Raw genomic sequence first — 23,148 nt, 5'->3', positions numbered from 1 at the left:
CTTCCGTCTCGCGGGTATTATGCATTCCCGTCGATATAGCGTTTTAAGTATTGCCCCGTCAGACTCTTTTTGGCCTTGATGATGTCATCAGGGGACCCTTGGGCAACAATATTACCGCCTTTTTTACCCGCTTCGGGGCCGAGGTCAATAACATAATCAGAGCCACGGATCACATCCAAGTTGTGCTCTACCACAACGACGCTGCCGCCTGATTCTATAAGCTTATTGAGGACTTTCATTAGCAAGTCGACCTCGCGGAAATGAAGTCCCGTGGTTGGTTCATCCAAAATATACAGGGTGGCCTTTTGTTGGACCTGAGACAGCTCTTTAGCGATTTTCAGACGTTGAGATTCACCACCGCTCAGAGAGTTCGCAGGTTGACCTAGCTGCAGGTAATCAAGACCCACTTCTTTTAAGACAGATAAAGGCTTACGAATGTTCGGGTGAGCCACAAAGAAATTCATCGCTTCATTAACTGTCATTGCCAGAATTTCAGAGACATTTTTATTCTTGTACTGAATTTCCAGAATTTCATTGCGATATTTTTTTCCATCGCAAACGTCACACGGGATCACGACGTTATCCATGAACATCATATCGATTTCTTCAAAGCCTGTTCCCTTGCAAGCAGGGCAACGACCGCCATCCACGTTCAAACTGAATGTTCCTGGAGTGTAACCACGCGCTTGAGATTCAGGCGTCGTCGCCATAATTGTGCGAATCGCATCAAATGCTTTAAGGTAAGTGATCGGCGAACTGCGCGCAGATTTACCGATAGGGGATTGGTCAATCAACAAGACATTCTTGATGTGATCAACACCCTCGATGCCGCCGTACTCTTGTGCCGGAAGATATTCAATATCCAGAGCCCGCGCTAAAGCGGGATACAGTGTTTTTGAAATTAAAGTCGATTTACCCGAACCACTGACACCCGTCACAGTAACTAGACGATTCAAAGGAAAGACGACATCTAGGTTTTTTAGATTATGTCCCTTGGCGCCTTTAAGTTCGATTTTTACTTTGTAAGTATCGATATCCACCGGACGAATCGTACGCAAATTTGCAGAATGCTTATTGTCTAATAAATATGGAACTGTGTTGGATTTGTCATATTTGTAAAATTCCTTAGTGGGGCCAGAGTAAACGACTTCTCCACCAAGATATCCAGATCCAGGACCCATCTCGATAATATTTTCGCTGGCTTTAATCACATCATGATCATGTTCAACGATGACCAGAGTGTTACCGAGCTCTTTTAAGTCTTTAAGAATTGAAATCAGGCGATCATTGTCACGTGGATGTAGACCAACTGTCGGTTCATCTAACACGTAAAGTGCCTGCGATAGTCCCATGCCCAGCTGATTTGCCAAAATCAAACGTTGGTATTCACCACCAGATAAGGTTCTGGTTTCACGGTTCAGTGACAAGTAGTGCACGCCCACGCGCATCAGAAATTCAAGGCGCGAACGGATTTGCTTTAGAATTTCACCGGCAACCTCAACCTGATGGGGGGGAAGTTCAATTTTTTGGAAGAACGCATTCAAATCTTCGATAATCATCGAAGACAGTTCGTTGATGTTCGCGCTACCCACCAAAACATGATTCGCTTCTTCACGCAGTCGCGCACCCTTGCAAGTCGGACACAAGAAAGGACTACGGAAGCGTGCAATGAACACACGAACATGCATTTTGTATTTAATTTGATCTAAGTACTCGAATAATCCACGTACACCAAAGAAATCGTCGTCACCATTCCAGATCACTTCACGGTGAGCTTTCGGCAAATCCTGCCAAGGAGTGTGAATGTCGATTTTAGCCTTTTTACAGTAAGCCAGAAGCTGCTTTTTTTCATGGGCAGCACTTGGCATCCAGAAAGGTGAAAGAGCTCCTTGGGCTAAACTCATCGCAGGGTTTGGAACTACTTTGGCTTCGTCGACATCCAAAATATTTCCAAAACCTTTACAAGTTGGGCACGCACCAATCGGTGAATTGAAGCTGAATAAACGTGAAGTCAATGGCGGAGGAGTGTAACCACAAATCGGGCACGAGGACTCTTCGCTGACCTGCAGGCGTTGGCCCTCAGTCGTAAGAACCGTGGCTTTTCGAGAAATCAAATTTGAATTGTATTTGATGCTCGCCTCATAAGCTTGAGTCATCGAGTCTGCAATGCGACCCCGTTCGTCTTCATTGAAACTCATGCGATCGATGATCAGATAGAACGTCTCTTTAGGAAGTCCTTTCTTAATAGCAGCGGGATCGCCGATCTCAACAACAGTTCCCATTTCCTCATTGGTTAAACCAGAGGGAGCGATGGGAATGCTAATAACTTCTTCGACAGTCTTTTTAACAGCACCCTTGGTTTTGGTTTTTTTAAGAGTGGCTTTTTTAATGGCAACGGGTTTTACCGAGGGTTGAACTTTAGGAATATAGATACGCAAGTAACCGTCCTGCAAAAGCAAGGAGTGCAGTTTCTTGGCTTGTGCTACACGACCGTTTTCAGAGATCTCAACCAGAATGTAGCCACGTTTACCACTGAACTCATTAATCACCTTGGAAGTGGCTTCAGTGACACTTTCTTTTTCAGTAGGGCACCCATGTGTCGGGCAATAGGACTTACCGATTTTTTCGTAAAGCAGGCGCAAGTAATCGATGATCTCAGTTGTTGTTCCAACAGTAGAGCGGGAACTTTTCACCGTGTTTTTTTGTTCAATCGAAATTGCTGGCGGAATATTGCTAATGCCTTCGATATCAGGCTTAGGTGCTTTATTTAGAAACTGACGAGCATAGTTTGACATGCTCTCGATAAAGCGGCGTTGACCTTCGGCGAATAAAGTTTCAAACGCCAGAGAGGATTTCCCTGAACCACTCGGGCCACAGATCACAGTCATTTTACCAACTGGGACCTTGACCTCGATGTTCTTAAGATTGTTCTGTTTCACACCCCAGAGGTGGATATCCTTCACTCAGACAAATCCTGTTTGTAAAAGTCTGTTGCTTCTTCTTGCTTACTGGAAGCAGCAGTCGGTTCTGTTCCTTCAACGAAGGCCTGGCGCAGAATATTTTTTGTTGATGCATTTGCAAGTTTGCCAGTTTCACTGTCAATATTCGCAAACACGATACCATCTGGTACTGGGAAAGTCACTTGGGGAAGTCCTTCATGGGCTGCTTTCATGTAATCTACCCAAATTGGCAATGCGGAGCGGCCACCCACCTCGCCTTTACCTAGACTTTTCTCTTTGTCAAAGCCCACCCACACACCAGTTGCGATTTGTGGAGTATATCCAATGAACCACGCGTCATAGTAATTGTTCGTCGTTCCGGTTTTACCAGCAACTTCGCGACCCAAAGCACGAGCTCTTGCGCCCGTACCGTTCTTGTCTTCAACCACTCCACGAAGAAGGGATGTCATGACAAATGCGGTTGTCGGCTTGATCAATTGATCAGGATCCTGGAAGAACAAGTTTTCAGCCAAAGCCGCTTTCTTAGGATCTTTCTTTTTAAACTCTTCCAATTTTGCGGGCTCAGAAACAAGTTGCAAATATTCTTTGCGACGGTTTTCAAAATCTTCCTCGTATGGTTTCATCTCTTTTTCAAAGCGCGCGTCCAAAGACACGTTTTCTAAAATCGTTTTGCCATCAGCATCAGTCACTTTGTGAATCAGCATTGGGCGAGTGCGTTTACCCAAGCGACCCAATTCTGAAAAGGCCTTTGTCATTTCGTATAAGGTCACACTTGATGAACCCAGAACCAATGTAAAGTCAGGATTTAGCGGACTGAATAATCCCAAACGATGAGAATATTCGATGGCCCAAGGGACACCAACATCTTCGATTACTTTAACAGCCGGGATATTCAAAGATTGAGAAAGTGCATTTCGAACGATGATATCACCACCGAAACTTTTCGAGTGATTCGCTGGCTTCCAGGCTTTGGATTCCTTGGCATCACCTTGACCTTCTTCATCACCAGCAGAGCCTTCAAACACTAGAGGAGCATCCATGATCGGAGTCGCTGGGTTGTAGCCCTTATCCAGTGCGGAAGCATAGACGATAGACTTAAATGAAGAACCGGTTTGACGGGGAGCTTGAATCGCACGGTTGAATTCACTTTTCGCAAAGCTTGTTCCACCCACCATCGCTAATACGTCTTGAGAATCCTGATCGAAGGAAAGAAGTGCTCCTTCTACCAACGGCTCCTGATCCAACTCCAAATCCACATACTTGTTGAAATCTGGAAGTTTTACTTCAGCAGCGCCTTTTTTCGGAGTTACGTTTTTAGAAGGAGAGAACTTATCAGCAGTCACCTTCACTAAGATCACATCGCCTTTCTTTAAAGCATCAGACGGTTTCTTAATGGTACTTAAATCATAGCGCTTATCGGAATCGGGTTTACGTGCCCAAGTCATCGAATCGAAATCAATCAACCCTTGAGTATCAGCAATTTTAACGTAAACCAAGCCCGCAGCGTCATCTACAGCTTGAACAACCCCTTGAACAGAGTCCTTAAGTTTGATGTATGAAGGCAGAAGCGGGTGTTCCTTCGCGGCTTTTTCATCCACTTTAGGAACGAGGTCCGCAAATTTACCATCGGGAAGAATCGTACGTTCAGGAGTTGATTCCCCGATAAGTTTTTTACGCTCATCCGTCAGGAATTTTTCTATGTCGTCTTCAGAAGAAAGATTCTTGATCGGTCCGCGAAAGCCCTGACGTTTATCCAAACTCTTAAGTCCGGCCATCACAGACTCTTGGGCTGCTAACTGTTTTTGAAGATCAAGGCTGGTGTAGATGCGAAGACCCTTATTTAAAACCATGTCTGCGCCAATTTGTGCAACCAACATTTGGCGAACAGTTTCTAGGTAAAACGGAGCGTACTCTTCGTAGTTCTCGCGAACAAAAACTTTAACGGGTTCTTTGATGGCTTTATCCGATTGCTCTTTAGTGATGAAGCCAACTTCAGCCATACGGCGAAGCACGTAAGTTTGTCTTTCTTTGGCGCGCAGTGGATTACGAACCGGACTGTAAGCGCTCGGAGCTTGAGGCAGACCCGCAAGGATGGCCATCTCTGGCAAAGTTAATTTTGAAACGGGTTTGCGATAATAAGTTTGTGCCGCTTGTTCAACACCGTAAGCGCCCTCACCGAAATAAATCTGATTCAGGTAAAGAAACAGGATGTCTTCTTTCTTAAGGTTTTTTTCCATTTCCATCGCAAGCATGATGTCGCGAAGTTTACGGGTCAGGGTTTTTTCCGAAGTCAGCATCAGGGTTTTAGCAACCTGCTGTGTGATCGTAGAACCACCTTGCACCGAACGACCTGCGCGAAGGTTGGCAAGAGCCGCACGGAAAATCGCCTGGGGATTAATCCCTTTATGCTGGAAGAACTGATCGTCCTCGGCCGCTAAGAATGCATGCACCAGATCTTTGGGAATTTTATCGTAAGTTACCAGTGTGCGTTTCTGATTAAGGAACTCACCAATTTTTTTGCCATTGCGATCATAAACCTGACTTACCAGTTGTGGCTTATAATCTTGAACAGTGATGATTTGCGGAAGACTTGCTTTAACAGATTGATAGGCAAGAACGGCGCCGACAACACCAAGAACACAGAGAGCGACGAATGCCAGGATGATTTTTTTTAACACTGTTTGGGGCTCCTTTAAACGAAGCCCCATTCTATCAGTCGAAAAGGTGAGGGTCTAGGGATACTGGTCTTTGGTCACCTATTCCTTAAGTCCAGACGAGGACCTTGAGGAACTGGAGGCACTTTTCCCAATTGAACAGTTCACTTGGGTCAAATCTTTCGCCTGTGCGATGATTTCATTCATCTCTTCTTGAAGACCCGACACTTCATCCGCTACTTGCGGAGCAGTCGTTGTCGCTCCGGAAGGAGGAACAGCACCTAGACTTGATAATTGAGTGTTCAAGCGATTGATCTTTTGACTGTAGTTCGTAGTCTTGGTCGCCAATGTCTGAAGTTTTTGTTCCAACTCTTGTTTCGCTGCGGTCATTTTAGTTTGGATCGCAGTTTGGGTGTTCTTCATATTAGTTTCAGCCTGAGTTTGTTGCTTGTCTGCCAAGGCATTCATTTGCGCCATATTCGCTTCTGCAGAATCCATAGAATCTTTTGTTTGAGCCATAGACTCAGTGGTGTCTTGAATTTGCTTTCTAAGCATGTCTTCTTCTTGTTTTTTGGATTCAAGTAAAGCTTGCTTTTTCTGATCGTAAACTGTCATGCAATCGTTCCATGTATCGATCAAATCTTGCTTTAAGCGCTTAGCTTTGGCGATCATAGTCCCAGAGCTGAATCCGCTCAATGCGCCATCTTTTTGCCACTGCGATTTCATTTCATTCACAGTTTTCATACAGGCTCTTTTTGCGGATGCCTCTGTCAGTGCAATCATATTGAGCGATTTATCACGCTGCGAAGTGATCAGCTTACCGTGCAGATCAAGCAAAGTTGTAGCTTGAGAGCGCATTGAATCTTTAGCAGCATTTTGTGCTTCTTGAAGCTTCTGTGTGTTCTCCAATTTGTCCTTAGAGATTTGATCTTTGGTTTTCTCCAGATCTTCTTGAGCTTTGTTCAGATCCTCTTGAAGGTCAGAAATCTTTTTATTAAAGTCGGCTTGAATATCCGCTTTTTCATCAGATAGTTTTGCTAAGTCTTCTTCAGTTTTATCAAGGTCTTCTTGATATTCTTTTTTCTTGCTGAAGTAATCTTGAAACGAGAATTGAGGGCAGCCACCGCCCACATTACTGCTTTGACCCATAACCCCAAGTGCCGTTCCCAACGCATTATCAGCGCCCACAGCCGTACCTAAAGTTTGATAAAGATTGATGCCGCCAGTATCACTGGCTTCAGTATTACAGGAGTCAATTTTATCCACACAACTGGCACCGGCGCCTGCATCTTTGCAAAGTCTCAACATATCTCTACGGGCAGAGCTGTATCTGGAGCGTAGGTCATTACACGTTTGCCCTTCGGAATAAGAAGTCATCACTGGGTAAGGATATTGCTGCTGTGAGTTTTGATTGTTTGAAGAAGTAGAGCTTGAAGAACCCGATGAGGTCCCGGAAGTTTGCGCACTGGCTGTGTAACCCATCATAACTAAAGAAGATATGATGCTGATAAAAAGATTAACAGATGTCTTCTTCGTCGTCTGTGATTTGGAATACATTGTCTTTCCCCCTGATGACTATATATGGATGCAATTGCAGTGCCTATTATCGTCACTTTTCGGGGGAAAGTTTACGTCTCAATATGAAACACTAGACGTTCATCGAGGACGTTTTTCCAGTTATCGAGCCACTTGTTTGCAAACTTCCGCAAGCAGAACATTTGCGTGCCGCAAGGGGAATCGTCGTCAAACATTCAGGACAGGGCTTCGTTGAGGTAGTTGCTTCCTCTGTTTTTTTGAAGCGATTTGCCGCTTTTACGATCATGAAAATTGCAAAAGCAACAATCACGAAATCAATAACTGCATTCAGAAAGACGCCATAATTAAGAGTGGCCGCCCCAGCAGCTTTAGCTGCTGCTAAAGTTGCATAAGATTCACCATTCAGTGCGACAAACAGATTCGAGAAATCGATTTTGCCCATGCCCAAACTTAAAACTGGCATCAACATATCGCTGACAAATGAGCCTACGATTTTAGTGAAGGCGGCACCGATGATGATACCGACTGCCAAGTCTAAAACGTTCCCTCTCATTAAAAAGGTCTTAAATTCCTTCATCATGACAAAATCCTTTCTAGAATTTCGCGACAAGATTCAAAGTTGTCGTGGTTGTGCTGTATTCTCCCGGAGGAGCAGGTTCGTTTTGATATTGTAGCAAGTAAGCTAGCTTCAATGAGAAGATGGAATTTAACATAACATTGATCGAAGCTTCGGTATTTACCTGATAGGCGTCTGCACGAGTCATGTTTGGCAAGTATTCGATCCAGTACTTGAACGAAAATTCTTTGTCGATTTTCGCGTTGATCTCGGTGTAAATACGGATCAATTGGTCGTATGTAGTGCCAACCAAAACATTTTGAGTTTTTGAATAACGATAACCGGCTTCAAGAGTCCAGTCGAAGCTGTCTGTTTTTGTCAGCCAGTACTTCAAACCGATATCTGTCGAATCACGTTGCAAGTAACCAGAATAGATATCACTCTCGACTTTTTGACTACCAAAGAAGCCAAGATAATCAGTCCACTCGTGATCATAACGAGCCCCTGCATTCCAATTGCGTACGCTTTCAACAGAGTTGGCTTCAGTGCGAATATATTGACCACTTAAAGTGTAGATGTTTTTGCCGGCTTTATAAGCCGCTTTTCCTTTGGCCGCATAGTTCTCTGAATCAGAATTGCCAGTTACCATGATGGCTCCGGCTTCAGCTTCGCCAGAAAATGGTGGAGGCTCAGTTGGCGCAGGTGTTTGTGCTTTTGCGACCAAAGATAGAGCTACAACAATAGGAATAAATAGAACAGAAACGAACTTCATAATAGTTACCTCCATAGACATTTAGTATGTGTCTTGCCTGAAGAGTCAAAACACCGCGCATATAAAAATTTGATGAGATCGCGACGTTTTTTTGCTAAATTGAAGTTCGAGGTTTGTAGAAATGCAAAAAGGTTTCAATTCGGATATCACAGTACGCGGACAGAAATACCACATTCAAACAGAGGATTGGGGAATGGCGAATCCATTCTTGGTCAGTCGTATTTTTTGCAACGGTGCGGTTTTGAAAACGATTAAAACTCCTCACGAAAGAGTTCTGCAAGTCGGCTCCAATCAACCGGCTGAAGCAATAAAACAAGCCCTTCATCGCCAGCATTCAACAATCATTGATACGTTGATGTCAGGTGGTATGCCTTAATCCTGAAAACCTCGACTTCGGGCGAGTATGAATAAGTCTTTATCTTTCATAAGATAGAGAAATGATTGAATTCTCCCACGTATATAAGACCTATCCAGGGCCCGTTCACGCTTTAAAAAATATCGATTTGAAAATCGACAAAGGTGAATTTGTATTTTTAACGGGACCCAGTGGTGCAGGTAAAACTACGCTCTTCAAAATGATTTCTGCTTATGATTTAGCCACATCTGGTGAAGTAAAAGTCGCGGGATATGATCTGGGTGAAATTCGCAATGGACAAGTTCCATTCTTTCGCAGAAAAATCGGTGTTATCTTTCAGGATTTCAAGCTTCTGAAAGATCGCACGTTATTCGAAAATGTCGCTTTGCCATTGCAAATTCGTGGCGACAAAACTCCAGCAATTCAACGCAAGGTCTATGAAGTTTTGGAGCAAGTGGGACTGGCTCACAAACATGATCAGTATCCTGATTTTGTTTCCGGCGGTGAGCAGCAAAGAACCGCAATTGCCAGAGCCATCGTTCATCAGCCAGGTGTTTTGATTGCCGACGAGCCGACCGGAAATTTGGATCCAAGGCTTAGCGAAGAGATCATGGATTTACTGGAGAGAGTTTGCTCTCAAGGGACAACTGTCTTTGTCGCCACCCATGATCATGAAATGGTTAAGCGTCGCCACAAAAGAACTTTGGAACTTAAAGACGGAATTATCGTGGGAGACACCAAGTGAATCCTACCCAAAAGAACCTCGCTCTTAAATTTTCTACGCTAATTGTGGTTACGGCTTGTTTCGTTGTCATGGCAACGTCTCTGCTGATTTCAAAAAACTTCAGAAACATTCTGACCCATTGGGGTGAAGATGTTCAGCTGACAGTCTATTTATCCTCGGATATTTCAGCTCAAGGCCGCGATGAGCTGGAAAAGTATTTTAAAAATCACAAAGACATCGGCAACTTCAAGTTGGTGACTCAAGATCAGGCTCTTTCTGATTTCCGCGCACAACTGGCAAGTTACGCACCGGATATCAGTAAAGATGATGAACTTTTAAAAATGATTCCTTCTAGCTATCAAGTGAAACTGAAAACGGAAATTGCAACTGATGCTCAAAGCAGTATCTTGCAGGCGATTGCGACAGATTTAAAAGGTCGCTCCGGCATTGATGATGTTAGTTATGGTCAGGATTGGGTTGAAAAATACAGCGCTTTTGTTTCAGCGATTAATCTTGCACTGAATTTAGTTGGTGTGGTCGTACTGTGTGCCTCGATTTTCGTGATGTCGAATGCAATTCGCGCTTCCGTTCAAGTTCATCGAGATGAAATCGTGGTATTTGAGATGATCGGTGCCACGGCATCGATGATTCGCAAGCCTTTCTTAAAAGAAGGTGCATTGCTAGGATTCATCGCCTCGACACTTTCCATGGGAATAGCCTTTGGAATGTACACCGTCGGAAAAAGCATTGTGAATACCCGCCTAAGTTTCTTAAGAATTGGTGAACAAGTCAGCTTTATCTCTCCATGGATTATTGCACTGGTAATCATCGGTGGAACAGTGATGGGAGCGTTGGCATCTTACCTTTGTGTTAGAAGAATCAATGACGGCTACGCGGCCGCAAGTCAAAGGGCCTAAAAACTTGAAATGGTCATTGGCCCTCGGGGCACTTTCAATATCGATGGCATTTTCTGCGGCACAGGCGGCGACGCCTGAATCAACGCCTGCAGAAAAGGTCGATGCATTGACCAAAGATATGGAAGCGACAAAGCAAAAGCTCGCCGATGTCGAAGTTAAACAACGTCAGGTCCTTTCGGGACTTTATGAAATCAATAAAAAGATCAAAAAGACCGTCACGGAACGTAGCTCGCTTTCGCAACAACGTGAACTTTTGGAAGTTAATATTAAAAATTTGACGGAAAAAGTGGACGAGCTAGAAGCCAAAGCTAAAGTTCAACGGGCTCAATTGGCCGAGCGTTTAAAAGCAATCTACAAATTGGGTGGCCAGCCCCTAGCACGATTCATTCTGAACGCTGACAGTTCCGTTTCATTGGACAGAAATCTAAAAATTCTAGGAATTGTTGCTCAACGAGATTTAGAATTAATCAAAGGATACAGGCACGACGTCCAGGACCTGCAAAGTAAAAGAAAAGCTATCTCTCAGCGTTTGGAAAATCTGAAAGCTGTTGAGGCCGGTATCTCAACCCAAGAACAAAAGCTCGTTGCTGAGCAATCCTTGAAAAACAAACTCTTAAGCGGCATTCGTAAGAGCAAAATGTTCGCTGAAAACAAAATCAACGACCTCAAATCCAAATCAGCGCAATACAACATCGATGACACCGGGGTTTTTGATACGTTATTCAAAGCCTCCTTTCTGGATTCAAAAGGTGAGCTTCCAAGACCTCTTGCTGGAGTCGTAACGCAAAAATTTGGACTTATGAAAGGTAAGGATCACCCTTACACTTTAACGAGCAAAGGCATTTTCATATCGGCAGCTAAAGGAAGTCCGGTTAAATCCGTGTTTGAAGGTAAAGTTTCATACGTGGGCGAACTTCCTGGATTTGGAAATACAGTTATTGTGGATCATGGCGATCACTACTATTCTGTCTATTCCCATGCTGAAGAAATTAAGGTGACGACAGGCGAAGAAATCACACAAGCACAGGTTGTAGCGACAACCGGTGATGCCTCCGCAGATAATCCTTCGGGATTGTATTTTGAAATCAGACATTTTTCTGAACCCTACGACCCGCAACAGTGGATGAAAGGACTCTAACCACATGCAATCTATCAAACGCTATTGGAAAACCTATATTCTCGGAGGCATTCTGCTTCTGGTCCTTTTCGTAATGGCTGAAACAGGTTTTCAAGTCCGTGCATTCGCTCAAGAGCGTTACGCTGATCTACAAAACTTCAGTAAAGTTTTGAATTTGATTCAGCAATACTATGTCGAAGAAACTGATACGAAAAAGTTGGTGTACGGAGCGATCAAAGGGATGCTTCGTGAGTTGGATCCGCATACGAACTTTATGCCACCGGATATTTTCAAAGACTTCGAAACCGAAACGAGCGGTGAGTTCGGTGGTTTGGGTATCGAGATTTCAAATCAAAATGGCATCTTAACGATCATCTCTCCAATTGAAGATGCTCCAGCATGGCAAGCGGGTATCAAAGCGGGCGATAAAGTTATCGCCATCGATGGTAACAGCACGAAAGGTATGAGCTTGGTTGAAGCGTCCTCATTCATGCGAGGTAAAAAAGGCAGCAAAATTGTTTTAAGAGTTGTTCGTGAAAACGAAGAAAAACCACGCGATATCACAATCACTCGCGGTGTTGTGAAAATCAAATCTGTGAAATACACAGACATGGGTGATGGTTTTGCTTACGTTAGAATCACAAGCTTTATCGAAAACACAGGTAAAGATCTTGAAACAGCGATCGCAAATCACATGAAAAACAACAAAGGTCAAATCAACGGTTTGTTATTGGACTTGCGCAGAAATCCAGGTGGTTTGCTTGATCAGGCCGTTAAAGTCAGCGATATGTTCCTAAAAGAAGGCGTGATCGTAAGTACAATTGGTCGTAACAAAGCTGAAAAAGAAGTGGCGATGGCCACTAAAAAAGGCAAATACCAGAATGTTCCACTTGTGATCCTGGTGAATGAATACACAGCCAGCGCGAGTGAGATCGTTTCTGGAGCACTTCAAGATAACAAACGTGCTTTGATTGTCGGTCAACGTACGTTCGGTAAAGGTTCCGTTCAATCCGTTATCAAGTTGGGCGACGGCTCCGGTTTGAAATTGACCGTGGCTCGTTACTACACTCCAAGTGGTGTTTCCATCCAAGCTGAAGGTATCCACCCAGATGTGGAAATCGAAGACATCGATCCGGAAGTTTTTGCGAAGTCGATCCAAAAACAACAGTCCACTCGTGAGGGCGATATCGCAGGTCACTTGAAGGGCGATAAGGAAAAAGCGGCTGAAAAGCTTGATGTTAAAAAGGGTGCTGAAGAGGGCGCACTTGCTTGGTGGAAGGACGTGGGGTCGAAAAAAGACGAGAAACTATCGCCTCGCGACAATATCCTGAAGAAAGATTACCAAGCATATCAAGCATTTAGCTATCTTAAGGCGTGGAATACCATGAAGGGTTTGACGCGCTAGTTATTGATTCCGAAAAATAGGGGCCTTACTCTACTGCAACTTTAGCAGGCGGAGGGGCCTCTTTGTTTAAGAATATTCTCACATTATTATGCGTAAGCGTATTGGGATCAGTGGTTCAGGCCGCTGACCCTGTGGGTTTTTCGTCAGGCAACCAGTTCAAAGCAACTCCCATTGAAGGCCAAGTTCACGTAACTTGCGAAGGCTTCAACGGTGGGGGAGCAGCCACTTTCACATGTCGTGATGTCGTTTTAGATCCCGCTTCTTATGATTACTTCGTTGGTCCACGCGACGCTCGCGCCGTTCGTTATGAACTTCGCAACCTTCGTGAAGACGGTTCCACTCGCACCAAAGAAGACAATTACGACGGATCTCGCGGACGCAGCGCTGCCGGAATCAATCTTTGGATTTCGACTCTGTTCCAGAAGCCATTGCTTGCAGCCGGAAAAAATAAAATCAGCTACGCAATTTACGGCGAGAACAATCGCGAACCCCTAAGCCAAGGCGACGTAACAATCAACGTCGCTCGCAACAGCTCCCGCGTCTGCCCAACAACCCACTACAACTCCGCCGACGTGAACGACTGCAATTCCCAATACTCCGTTTGCCAACGCTACTTCCAACAGTTTAATAATTGTCGTTAATATTACCCTCTTGATGTTTCGCACTCGGAATTAAAGAATCCTTTTTCAATCAGGCAGAGTCTTCTATCATTTTCCTTTGGGGAGAATTGATATGAGAAAAATACTTTTGCTTTCACTTCTGGTTTTATCGGCTTGTGCTTCTCAATCTACAAAGACTGAGACCGCGCCTCCGCCACCTATGAAGGGTTTTGATGCTGAACTGACTCAGTTCAATTATCCATTCCCGGTTTCTTATTTTTCTTTCCATGCACAGAACCAAGATTTGAAAATGGCCTATATGGATGTGGCTCCAGAAAAAAGTTCTGACAAAGTGATCGTGCTTTTCCATGGAAAAAACTTTTCAGGTTACTACTTTGAAGACATGGCGAAAGTATTAGTTGGCAAAGGCTACCGTGTGATCATGATTGATCAAATCGGTTTTGGAAAATCGACAAAGCCTGAAATGTTTCAATATTCACTGCACGCCTTGGCATCCTATTCAAAAATGCTGCTCGACAATTTGAAGGTCACGAAATTCCAACTGCTGGGCCACTCCATGGGAGGAATGCTCGCGGCTCGCTATGCTTTGATGTATCCCGAAAATATCACGAAACTTTTCATGATCGATCCATTGGGACTTGAGGACTGGAAAACTTTAACGACGTATAAAAGTGTCGACCAACTGTATGCCCAAGAGCTCGCAGGCAATATCGACAAGGTTAAAAAATATCAGTTGGAGTACTATTATGATGGCAAATGGAAACCTGAATACGACAAATACCTGGTGCCTGCTCAAGGTTGGTTCGAAGGTCCCGATTCGGCTCGTCTGGCATGGACGTCAGCATTAACCTCCGAGGCAATCTTCACGCAGCCGGTTTACTATGAATTCAAAAACCTAAAAGTGCCGACAGTTCTAGTTATTGGCACAAAAGACAAAACAGCCATCGGTAAAGCTTGGGCTCCAGAAGAAAACAAAAAGAAAATGGGCAACTACCCAAAGATGGCGAAAGACGTGATCAGCAAAATTCCCAAAGGAAAACTGATTTCCCTAGAAGGGATGGGTCACACTCCATTCATCGAAAACCCAGAAAAATTCTGGAAAGCCTTCACTCCCCAGCTTTAATAACGTACTTGGTATTTCGTCCTTTATGCTTCTTTTCAATATTTCCGCTCATTATCTCAGAGACTAAGGCGCGATGAGCGGAGGCCTTTGATATACCCAACACGTCTATCGCATCAGTCATCCCAAATTCATGCGCGATAACAAAGGCACGTCTCAACTTTTGAATCGTCGACAATCCCTCAAGTTCCTTGAACGAATCTTTCGATAAGATAATGCCGACCGGCTTCAGCTGAATTAATCTGTATCTGCGTTTTGTACATTCAACAGTCAGGGGAATTTCGTTCTCCTCAAACCATTGTCGCAACCGCTTTAATGCCTGATGAACCACTGTTGAGGAGTGGTCTGCTATAAAGTGAGATCCTGGAAAACTCGAAGAGTAAATCCCACCAATACGCACGGGATTGTAGGAATCATTAATCAGAGTCAAAAGAAGTCGGTGCACTTGGGGAGTAATTTCAACAGACTTTGTACCGAAGTGGACATTCTCCGTAGATAGATCAAGCGCTGTCCCGGATTTATCACCCCAGATATAGTTTCTGCGGATTTTGCCTTGTGGAAATCGTTTTAGAAGCCGTGTGCGAAAATGTTCATAAGGGGAGCCATAGTAAAGATGATTGAACACCTCGTTGTTAAACTTAATCTCTAAACTCTTATAATCAAGATGCCTTAAGCTTTCGTATTCACCCAATCCTAAAGCTTCATCTTTGGCTTTAACGAGCGAAGCAGCCTTTTTATTTCGAATTGAATCATTGATGGCAATCTGACGACGGATCAGAAAGGCATCAGAGGTCAGCGATGATCCAAAGATCTCCATTGCCTGTTTCAAGTCAGAATTCGATTTAGCAAGGTCGTGTTGCAGTTCATAAGCCTGCGCCCGTATGTGCAGAGCATTTGCAAGCAGACGAGTGTAGTACTTTCGTTTCGCTTCGGCAGCCGCCTTGGTGGCGATTGCTATCGCAGAAACCGGATCGCCAGCGCCGAGAAGTGCTTCCGCTAAATTCACATATCCAGCAAGACGAAGATATTCATCGCTTTGAACACGCACATACTTTTTTAGTAAAGGAATAGCTTTCGAATACTCCCATACTTCAAAGTGACACCAGGACTTTGCAAGCAGAGCTTCGGGGATTGACTGGGTAGTCACCTCTGCCAAGATGCCCAATGCCTCAGTCACGCAGCCGATGAGAGTAAGCACGTTTGCATACTCAGCTTTAAATTCCAGATTCTGCCTATCCACAGTTTGTTTCTTTGAAATCTGCCGTTGTAAAACTTTTAATCCGGCAGTTATTTGCCCCGTACGGCGGGCGAATTGAGCCACGTGAACGGCATCTTTTGTAACGACTTTTGAGAGTCGTATTTTCTTAAAATTCTGAGCGGCTTTAGCTACTTGGCCGTTCCTAAGAAGTTCTTCAGAGGCTTCAATTATTTTCAAATAGTTCACGGCCATACCCCGGGGACAAAACCCTTCGTCTCATAATATCAGTTTTTATCGATAACGCAATCAGCTAAAAGTCTTCTCGAAACGAAAGCCAACTTAATGAAGAATAAACAGGAGAACCCTATGAAAAATTTAAGCTTACTAATGATGATCTTATTGATGACATCCACAAATGCCCTGGCGAAGTCCCCGGTCATTAAGGCCTGGGAGCCTGTGGAGTTGGAAGGCACAGTTGCAAGAATGTTTCGTCAAAACGCAGACGATGATGATAAATGGCTTATAGAAAAGTGCGGAGAGACTTATTTGGCGTTGATTCTAAAAGAGCCGATTTTGGTCGAAACTGAAAGCCCAGAGACAGGTGAGAAGTCCGTCGAAAAAGTTTATCGCCTTCAACTGATGAGGGGATCAAAAATTAATAAAGAACTAACTAAAGTATCCGGTACGGTAGATAAAATCTCTATGGGAAGCTGCAACCCTGAGGTCTATGGAATCTTCGAATACGTTAAGTGATGGTGCGAAAAGAAAAAGGCTCTCTTGCGAGAGCCTTTTTTAGTTTTTCAACTTTAAGAAGAACAATTAGTTTTGTTCGTCTTTGAATGTACCAGCTGGAACTTCTTTAACTTTGATAGTTTTGTTCAAGAAGTTGATCACTTTTTCTTCAGTGATTTGGTAAGTCAAACGGCTTGATTGGTCAGGACGGCCGTAGAATTCTTTGATACGAGAAACTTCGATGTTTGTTTGTTTTGCGTACTCTTCAAACTTAGCATCCAAGTCTTCTTTTTTCGCGAATAGATCATGTTTCTTTGCAATAGCATCTACCAAGAATGAAGATTGGATCATCTCAGTTGCAGTCGCTGTGAAATCAGCATCCCATTTTTGAACGTAAGAAGAGAAGTCAGCTTCGCCCATGCCTTGTTCAGACATACGTTTTTTGAAGTCTTCAACCAATGAAGCTTTTTGTTCTTTCAACAAAGACGGAGGAACTTCAACTGGGTTTTCTTTAACCAAAGTTTTCAAAGTGCGGTTTTTGAAACCGTCTTCGATACGTTTTTTGTCGTTTTGCTCAAGGTCTTCTTGAATTGTTTTTTTCAAGTCAGCCAAAGACTCTGGTCCACCCAAAGTTTTGATGAACTCATCGTTCAACTCAGGCAATACTTTTGCTTTGATTTCTTTCAAAGTAACTTTGAACTCAACTGGTTTACCAGCAAGCTCTGCAGAGTGGTATGGATCTGGGAATTTCAAAGACAAAGTTTTAGTTTCGCCTTTTTTCATTCCTACAACGCCTTCTTCAAAACCTTCGATGAATTGTTTTGCGCCCAATTCAAGGTTGTGGTCAGTGCCAGCGCCGTTTTCAAGTGGAGCACCATTCATGAAGCCAGTGAAATCAACAACTGCAACGTCACCGTTTTTAGCAGCGCGATCTTCAGTTACTGTTTCGAATGTTGCGCGAGATGAACGGATGTTGTTCAACACGTCGTCAACTTTTTTAGCGTCGAAAGAGAAAGCTTCTTTTTCAACTTCCAAACCTTCGTATTTTTTCAAAGTGATTTCTGGGCGAACATCAAATGCTGCAGAGAAAGAGAAGTCTTTGTCAGCAGTCACATCAGCGAATTCAAATTCTGGATAGCTGATAGGATCAAGTTTGTGCTCTTCCAATGCTTGCGCATAATGTTTTTGAACTAGGTCTTGGACAACGTCTTGTTTTACACGATCGCCGTACATGGATTTGATTGTGTTCAAAGGAGCTTTACCTTTACGGAAGCCTTTGATTTCCACGTCTTTTTGGATGCTAATGAACATTTTGTTGAAAGAAGCCGCAACAACAGCAGCTGGGATTTCAATGTTCATCTTTCTGGAAAGGTTAGAAACCTTTTCTACGTTTGATTTCATGCGATTACTCCTACATGTTAAAAGCCGTCGGATAGTAGGGTATGCCCTCTCTGAAGGCACCTTATAATGCTATGCGTAATGCCTATATTTCCAAGCTCAGAGACACTTTTAGTAACTATGAAGCAAGAGATTCATTTTGTGACTGGAAAAGGGGGCGTTGGGAAGTCAGTTGTGGCTGCCGCTCTCGCGCTAAAACTCAGCCGTCAGGGAAAAAAAGTACTCCTGGTGGAGCTTGGAGATCAAAGCTTCTTCAAGGATTTCTTTGAGTTAGCTGATGTCACCTTTCATCCGCAGTTAATACAACCGAACCTCTCCCTGGCGCTGTGGACCGGGGAAAGCTGCCTGCGAGAGTACGCCCAGTACCTCGTCAAAGTCGAAAGCCTCGCCAAACTTTTCTTTGATAATGCCGTTATGAGGGCATTTATCAATATAGCTCCGGGACTGCCCGAGCTTGCGATGCTGGGAAAAATCACTTCTGGCCCCCGTAAATATGGACCACCAATGCCTTTTGATTGCGTGGTGGTCGACGCTTTTGCAACGGGACATTTCAAGGCTTTGATGGAAGCACCCGCGGGAATGGCGCAAGCCGTACAGATTGGTCCCATGGGCGAGCAAAGTCGTAGCATCATTCGTGTACTGAAGGATCCTGAAGTTTCAAAATATCATATCGTTTCGTTACCAGAAGAACTGCCACTGAAAGAATCGACCGAGCTTTCTGAAATGTTGCAGAAAGAATTTTCCGTCGAACCAACGCTGGTAATGAATAAAGTTTTGGACGTGAACATTCCGCGTGCTTCTTTGCAAAATGCGGAATCACTGACAACATCTGATCTGGGGTTGTTTGCGCAATACCTGGAACAACAACTGGATCGTCAGTCGCAAATGATGGATCAGGCAAAAACGAAATTTAAAAAGATACTGAAAGTGCCACTATTCTTTGAAACAAATCCGTGGACCCTTGTTGAAAAGGCTGTGGAGAAACTTCCATGAGCCAGGATTTTTTAAAAAACACCAAAGTCTTAGTTTGTGTCGGCAGCGGGGGAGTGGGTAAAACCACGGTTGCCGCTTCAGTTGGCGTTCTTGCGGCCAAGCAGGGTTTGAAAGTCTTAGTTTTAACCATCGATCCTGCCAAGCGCTTGGCGCAAACTTTGGGCATTGAAGGCACCAACGATGTGACCAAAGTTCCTGGCCAAAATTTCAAAGGCGAGTTGTGGGCGTCAGTCATTGATCACAAAAAAACCTTCGATGATTTTGTGGAAAGAGCCGCGCAAAAGTCAGAAGCTGTTCGTCGCATTTTCGATAACAGTCTGTACAAACAACTTTCCACAAACTTAAGCGGATCCCAAGAGTTCACGTCGCTTGAAAAACTTTATTCGGTCTATGAGTCGGGCAAATTTGATTTGATTATTCTTGATACTCCGCCGACGAAACACGCTTTGGATTTCCTGAAAGCTCCGCAAAAACTTTCAGCCCTTTTCAGCGAGGGTGTGGCGAAATGGTTCCGCGATCCCGAGGGTAAAAAATCCGGTATCCTGAGTCATTTGATTCAAGCGGGAACTCGTCAGGTATTAAAAGTTTTAGAAACTTTGACGGGCTCGCAGTTCATTCGTGAACTGGGTGATTTCTTTATCAATATCGAGCAATGGCAAGGCAAACTTTTGCAGCGAACAACGGAAGTTCAGCGCATGTTGGTTGCGCCGACGACTAAATTCTTTTTGGTCACAAGCTTTGATCAAGCCAAGCTTAAAGAAGCCGAATACTTTTCCCGTGAAATTCGTAAGGGCGGATACAATCTGGACACAGTGATTTTAAACCGTGTGTTTCCTCACTGGCTAGACCTCCGGGTAGGTTATGAAGGTGGAACGGCAGAGCAAGGGCTCGCGGACTTGTACATGCAAATGAAGACCTATTACAATCATAGGGATGCGATCTATCGCCAGTTTGAAAAAAAGATGTCGATAGAAGCACGCGTGCTGCGGATTCCTGATTTGGTCAAAGATGTTTCTGATCTTTCGGGCTTGGAAGAAATTAGCGCCCTCATTACTGAGGAGGAGAAATCCAAATGAAAAGAGTGATCAGCCTGTTGTGTTTTTCGTTTCTTGCGGGCTGCAGTTCTTTTCAAATGAATCGTGGCGATCAGTCTTTGCAAAATCAACGCTTGATCGAAGAGCGGGATCTGAATGCTGCTCAAGATAATCTGACCGCGGGGAGCTATGTCCAAGCTCAAAAACAATATCAAACATTCCAGGAAACCTATCCGCGTTCGAACTTTTTCCAGGCATCCAGAATCGGTGAAGCCCAAGCCTTGGAGGGTCAGGGCAAGTGGGTGGAGGCCGCAGCAATTTATCGAGATGTCGTTTTAAAGACGCGAAATCTTCAGCCCGATATCGCAGCGATGGCTTTATATCGCATGTCTTTTTGTGATGAAGCTTTAGGTGATGACCAAAAAACCGTCGCAGATCTTTTGGATGCTCAAAGTTTACGCAACACTTTGCCGTTAACTGTGGGGCACGCGGAAATTCCAGCGCGTTTGGCGGCGGCATACAGCCGCATGGGGCGAGAAAAAGAAGCTGTTCAATATCTGAATGAAGCGGAAAAAGGCATTGCGAAAATTCGCGCTGAATCCGATCCCAGTAAGCTTGAAAAAGATTGGCTCGCAAAGACTTATTACCAAATGGGCAGTGTCACAACCAATCAGCTTTCGCCAGAAAATTTTGATTCGTTCGTGGCCTCGCAAAAGTTTGTCCAAGTTTATCTGCTGAAAGCTATGGAGTTGAATGACAGCCGCTGGTCTCCTAAGGCCCTCAAACAACTTAAAACAACATATAGTGAATTGTATCTACAAGTTGAGGCCGTAAAGCAAAACCCGAGTCAGCAGGCCCACTTGGGTGGTGCATTGATTGGATTGATTGATCGCGCAGAATTATATAAACCCGTATCTGGACAAACTCAAAACAGTTACCAGATTGAGTTTTTCACATTGACGAACGAAGTACGTAAAAAAACAGAGAGACTTCTGTATCAGGGCCATGAATCCATGGGTCTGACGGAGGAGTCTAAGAAACTTAACAGCATCAAAAGATCAGGTCGCACAAAAGCGGATGCGTTGTTGCCGGGAGAAGAAAGTTCTTCTATACAATCGCTTCCTCAGAAAAAGGCAGCTCCAAAAGCTGCTGAAGGCGTCGATCCAAATTTGTAGTTGAGATTTTAAGGAGAATTAATGGCGAAGCTTACCCTTCACAAACAAACACTCGCCAACATGCAGGAAATCTGTTCTTGGTTCAAAGCCAAGTCCAATGAATTCCAACATCCGATTTATTCCAGCTATGATATCCGTGACTCCGGTTACAAGATTTCAAACGTGGATGCGAATATTTTCCCAGCAGGCTTTAATAACATCTGCCCAACGGATAAAGAGACTTCCGTCAGCTTAATGAATAAATACATCATCGAGCACTATGGCGAAAAAATTAAAAAGATCCTGTTGGTTACTGAAGAACATACGAACAATGCGTTCTATTGGGAGAACGTCTTCACGATTAAATCACTTATCGAAGCCTCCAGCATTGAAGTTAAAGTAGCGATTCCTCGTGAACTTGAACAGCCCATGCAAATCACAAGCTCGGCCGGAAACGAAATCACTGTTCATTCTGCTTTGATGAGCGGAAGCCTGATGAAAGAGTTTAAGCCAGATTTGATTATCAGCAATAACGATTTCTCTGAAGCCTATGAAGAGTGGGCAAAGACAGTGACTGAATTTCCGATGAATCCACCGCGCGAGCTGGGTTGGTATCAACGTAAAAAAAGCACTTACTTCAAATACTATAATCAGCTTGTCAAAGAATTCAGCGCGATCGCAAAAATCGATCCGTTTCTGATGACAGTTGAAACGGAATTATTCGAGCACTTCGATATTGGTGATGAAAACAGTCGTGCCGCATTGGCCGCTCGTGTGGACGCCATGCTTGCGCATCTAAAAGCAGAATATCAAAAACGCGGAATCACTCAGGAGCCATTTGTATTCGTAAAAAACAATGCGGGTACTTATGGACTCGCAGTTATTCGTGTCGGTTCTGGCGCGGAAGTAAAAGAGTGGAGCTATAAATCCCGTAAAAAAATGAAAGCTGCCAAAGGCGGTCGTGACGTTGAGGAAGTGATCATTCAAGAAGGCATTCCTTCAATTGTAGAATCTGACGGGGCGAGTGCGGAGCCTGTGATTTACATGATCGGTTCTGAATTGGCAGGTGGCTTTTTAAGAACTCACTCCGAGAAAAGCTCTACGGAAAGTTTAAACAGCCCCGGTGCAGTTTATAAGCGTCTTTGTGTCTCTGATTTGGCGATCAATACGCCGGGTTGCCCGCAAGAAAATGTCTATGGTTGGACTGCGAAATTGGGTCTTTTGGCGATTGCCCATGAAGCTCGCGAACTTAAGGCTGAATTTAAAGGCTATAAGTAAAACTCCAGTTTTCGTCCCCTGTCATAGCTTTAGACAGGGGATTTTCCATCTAGCTTCAAATAAACACATCTGAATCGGGAACACCTATTGCTCCTAGGTCTGCGAATGTAAATCCAGATAAGGAGCCCCGATGAAAATCTCAAAACAGTTTTGGACTGTGAGTTTGTCAGTATTGGTACTTTTGGTGGCCTCTTCACATGCTAGCGCCGCTTCAACTTCGGGCTCGATCACCGCTTCCCTTACTATCATCGATGTCGGGCAATCCACGGCCGAAGGATTTTCTTCTAATCCGACGGACTATACTGGTGGTCGTTACATTAGTGCTCTTACTACGGCTGCCGATGGTGAAACTGTTGGGATTTATTTGAATGGCCAGAAGGTCGCATCTGCGGTTTCCAATAAAGGTGTGATCAACTTTGCAGTGAATGCTAAAGATACGAGCCAAGTAAACTTAAGCCTTCAATCTAAGGGCCGCGAAGTTCAAGTTATTCAAGCCGCTTACCGTTCACGCAAAGACGCTCCCGTTCCGCAAATGACTCTGGACCCGCAAGTTCGCTCTATGCAGATAGGGAACCAGACTGTTCCCGTGCAAAGTGTGATCATTTCGTACTAGGGCCCCTAGACG

20 protein-coding genes are annotated in these 23,148 nt (G+C 44.2%); 13 read left to right on the top strand and 7 right to left on the bottom strand.

From position 1 onward, the window contains the following. Positions 1-17: 17 nt before the first annotated feature. From uvrA to DOM22_RS19090, 5 genes are all read right to left on the bottom strand, one after another. Positions 18-2,939, bottom strand: coding sequence for an excinuclease ABC subunit UvrA (uvrA, locus tag DOM22_RS19110; RefSeq protein WP_142701908.1), 2,922 nt, complete (start codon positions 2,937-2,939; stop codon positions 18-20). A 20-nt stretch (positions 2,940-2,959) separates the two neighbouring features. Further along, a complete protein-coding gene (locus DOM22_RS19105; RefSeq protein WP_142701907.1) occupies positions 2,960-5,638 on the bottom strand; it encodes a penicillin-binding protein 1A in 2,679 nt (892 codons plus the stop codon). A 78-nt stretch (positions 5,639-5,716) separates the two neighbouring features. Continuing rightward, a complete protein-coding gene (locus DOM22_RS19100) occupies positions 5,717-7,171 on the bottom strand; it encodes a hypothetical protein (protein WP_142701906.1) in 1,455 nt (484 codons plus the stop codon). A gap of 91 nt (positions 7,172-7,262) precedes the next feature. Beyond that, on the bottom strand, positions 7,263-7,730 hold the full coding sequence (gene mscL, locus DOM22_RS19095) for a large conductance mechanosensitive channel protein MscL (protein WP_142701905.1): 468 nt from the start codon (positions 7,728-7,730) through the stop codon (positions 7,263-7,265). A gap of 13 nt (positions 7,731-7,743) precedes the next feature. Further along, positions 7,744-8,478: a YdiY family protein gene (locus DOM22_RS19090; RefSeq protein ID WP_142701904.1), complete on the bottom strand. Its 735-nt coding sequence runs from the start codon at positions 8,476-8,478 to the stop codon at positions 7,744-7,746. A gap of 121 nt (positions 8,479-8,599) precedes the next feature. On the opposite strand from DOM22_RS19090, the gene DOM22_RS19085 reads away from it, so the two are divergent. From DOM22_RS19085 to DOM22_RS19055, 7 genes are all read left to right on the top strand, one after another. After that, complete coding sequence (locus DOM22_RS19085; RefSeq protein ID WP_142701903.1) at positions 8,600-8,854, top strand: hypothetical protein; 255 nt, start codon at positions 8,600-8,602, stop codon at positions 8,852-8,854. Positions 8,855-8,915: 61 nt separating this feature from the next. After that, positions 8,916-9,578 carry a cell division ATP-binding protein FtsE gene (ftsE, locus tag DOM22_RS19080; protein WP_142701902.1) on the top strand — a complete coding sequence of 221 codons (663 nt, stop codon included), beginning with the start codon at positions 8,916-8,918 and terminating at the stop codon, positions 9,576-9,578. Then, positions 9,575-10,474, top strand: a complete 900-nt coding sequence (locus DOM22_RS19075; protein WP_210415652.1) for an ABC transporter permease — start codon at positions 9,575-9,577, stop codon at positions 10,472-10,474. Before ftsE ends, DOM22_RS19075 begins: the two co-directional genes overlap by 4 nt. After that, positions 10,440-11,612, top strand: coding sequence for a murein hydrolase activator EnvC (locus tag DOM22_RS19070; protein WP_246845759.1), 1,173 nt, complete (start codon positions 10,440-10,442; stop codon positions 11,610-11,612). The genes DOM22_RS19075 and DOM22_RS19070 overlap by 35 nt, the downstream gene beginning before the upstream one ends. 4 nt (positions 11,613-11,616) lie before the next feature. Further along, a complete protein-coding gene (locus tag DOM22_RS19065; protein ID WP_142701900.1) occupies positions 11,617-12,996 on the top strand; it encodes a S41 family peptidase in 1,380 nt (459 codons plus the stop codon). A gap of 62 nt (positions 12,997-13,058) precedes the next feature. Next, entirely contained in the window at positions 13,059-13,637 is a 579-nt protein-coding gene (locus DOM22_RS19060) for a hypothetical protein (RefSeq protein WP_142701899.1), read from the top strand. Positions 13,638-13,728: 91 nt separating this feature from the next. Continuing rightward, positions 13,729-14,739, top strand: coding sequence for an alpha/beta fold hydrolase (locus DOM22_RS19055; RefSeq protein ID WP_142701898.1), 1,011 nt, complete (start codon positions 13,729-13,731; stop codon positions 14,737-14,739). Here DOM22_RS19055 and DOM22_RS19050 read toward each other — a convergent pair. After that, on the bottom strand, positions 14,723-16,180 hold the full coding sequence (locus DOM22_RS19050; protein ID WP_142701897.1) for a lipopolysaccharide assembly protein LapB: 1,458 nt from the start codon (positions 16,178-16,180) through the stop codon (positions 14,723-14,725). The two genes, DOM22_RS19055 and DOM22_RS19050, sit on opposite strands and share 17 nt — an antisense overlap. Before the next feature lie 120 nt (positions 16,181-16,300). On the opposite strand from DOM22_RS19050, the gene DOM22_RS19045 reads away from it, so the two are divergent. Next, on the top strand, positions 16,301-16,687 hold the full coding sequence (locus DOM22_RS19045) for a hypothetical protein (RefSeq protein WP_142701896.1): 387 nt from the start codon (positions 16,301-16,303) through the stop codon (positions 16,685-16,687). Between the two features lie 66 nt (positions 16,688-16,753). On the opposite strand, the gene tig is transcribed toward DOM22_RS19045, so the two are convergent. Then, the gene (gene tig / locus DOM22_RS19040) at positions 16,754-18,067 is read right to left on the bottom strand and encodes a trigger factor (protein WP_142701895.1); all 1,314 of its coding nucleotides are present in this window, start codon (positions 18,065-18,067) and stop codon (positions 16,754-16,756) included. A 117-nt stretch (positions 18,068-18,184) separates the two neighbouring features. Here tig and DOM22_RS19035 point away from each other — a divergent pair, with 117 nt between their 5' ends. From DOM22_RS19035 to DOM22_RS19015, 5 genes are all read left to right on the top strand, one after another. Beyond that, positions 18,185-19,057, top strand: a complete 873-nt coding sequence (locus tag DOM22_RS19035) for an ArsA family ATPase (RefSeq protein WP_142701894.1) — start codon at positions 18,185-18,187, stop codon at positions 19,055-19,057. Next, positions 19,054-20,133 (top strand): ArsA-related P-loop ATPase, encoded by a 1,080-nt coding sequence (locus DOM22_RS19030; RefSeq protein WP_142701893.1) that lies wholly within the window; start codon positions 19,054-19,056, stop codon positions 20,131-20,133. Before DOM22_RS19035 ends, DOM22_RS19030 begins: the two co-directional genes overlap by 4 nt. Further along, positions 20,130-21,266, top strand: coding sequence for a hypothetical protein (locus DOM22_RS19025; RefSeq protein WP_142701892.1), 1,137 nt, complete (start codon positions 20,130-20,132; stop codon positions 21,264-21,266). Before DOM22_RS19030 ends, DOM22_RS19025 begins: the two co-directional genes overlap by 4 nt. 21 nt (positions 21,267-21,287) lie before the next feature. Next, positions 21,288-22,523, top strand: coding sequence for a glutamate--cysteine ligase (gene gshA / locus DOM22_RS19020; RefSeq protein WP_142701891.1), 1,236 nt, complete (start codon positions 21,288-21,290; stop codon positions 22,521-22,523). Between the two features lie 130 nt (positions 22,524-22,653). Next, entirely contained in the window at positions 22,654-23,136 is a 483-nt protein-coding gene (locus tag DOM22_RS19015) for a hypothetical protein (protein WP_142701890.1), read from the top strand. The last annotated feature ends 12 nt before the right edge of the window (positions 23,137-23,148 follow it).

Source organism: Bdellovibrio sp. ZAP7 (assembly GCF_006874645.1).
Classification (GTDB): domain Bacteria; phylum Bdellovibrionota; class Bdellovibrionia; order Bdellovibrionales; family Bdellovibrionaceae; genus Bdellovibrio.
Note: the sequence above shows the minus strand (reverse complement) of the source record. Positions and strands in the feature narration are given on the sequence as shown.

Coding starts and splice junctions, on each gene's coding strand:
- DOM22_RS19100 (WP_142701906.1), bottom strand. CDS start 7,171: ATGTATTCCAAATCACAGACGACGAAGAAGACATCTGTTAATCTTTTT.
- mscL (WP_142701905.1), bottom strand. CDS start 7,730: ATGATGAAGGAATTTAAGACCTTTTTAATGAGAGGGAACGTTTTAGAC.
- DOM22_RS19090 (WP_142701904.1), bottom strand. CDS start 8,478: ATGAAGTTCGTTTCTGTTCTATTTATTCCTATTGTTGTAGCTCTATCT.
- DOM22_RS19085 (WP_142701903.1), top strand. CDS start 8,600: ATGCAAAAAGGTTTCAATTCGGATATCACAGTACGCGGACAGAAATAC.
- ftsE (WP_142701902.1), top strand. CDS start 8,916: ATGATTGAATTCTCCCACGTATATAAGACCTATCCAGGGCCCGTTCAC.
- DOM22_RS19070 (WP_246845759.1), top strand. CDS start 10,440: ATGACGGCTACGCGGCCGCAAGTCAAAGGGCCTAAAAACTTGAAATGG.
- DOM22_RS19065 (WP_142701900.1), top strand. CDS start 11,617: ATGCAATCTATCAAACGCTATTGGAAAACCTATATTCTCGGAGGCATT.
- DOM22_RS19055 (WP_142701898.1), top strand. CDS start 13,729: ATGAGAAAAATACTTTTGCTTTCACTTCTGGTTTTATCGGCTTGTGCT.
- DOM22_RS19045 (WP_142701896.1), top strand. CDS start 16,301: ATGAAAAATTTAAGCTTACTAATGATGATCTTATTGATGACATCCACA.
- tig (WP_142701895.1), bottom strand. CDS start 18,067: ATGAAATCAAACGTAGAAAAGGTTTCTAACCTTTCCAGAAAGATGAAC.
- DOM22_RS19035 (WP_142701894.1), top strand. CDS start 18,185: ATGAAGCAAGAGATTCATTTTGTGACTGGAAAAGGGGGCGTTGGGAAG.
- DOM22_RS19030 (WP_142701893.1), top strand. CDS start 19,054: ATGAGCCAGGATTTTTTAAAAAACACCAAAGTCTTAGTTTGTGTCGGC.
- DOM22_RS19025 (WP_142701892.1), top strand. CDS start 20,130: ATGAAAAGAGTGATCAGCCTGTTGTGTTTTTCGTTTCTTGCGGGCTGC.
- gshA (WP_142701891.1), top strand. CDS start 21,288: ATGGCGAAGCTTACCCTTCACAAACAAACACTCGCCAACATGCAGGAA.
- DOM22_RS19015 (WP_142701890.1), top strand. CDS start 22,654: ATGAAAATCTCAAAACAGTTTTGGACTGTGAGTTTGTCAGTATTGGTA.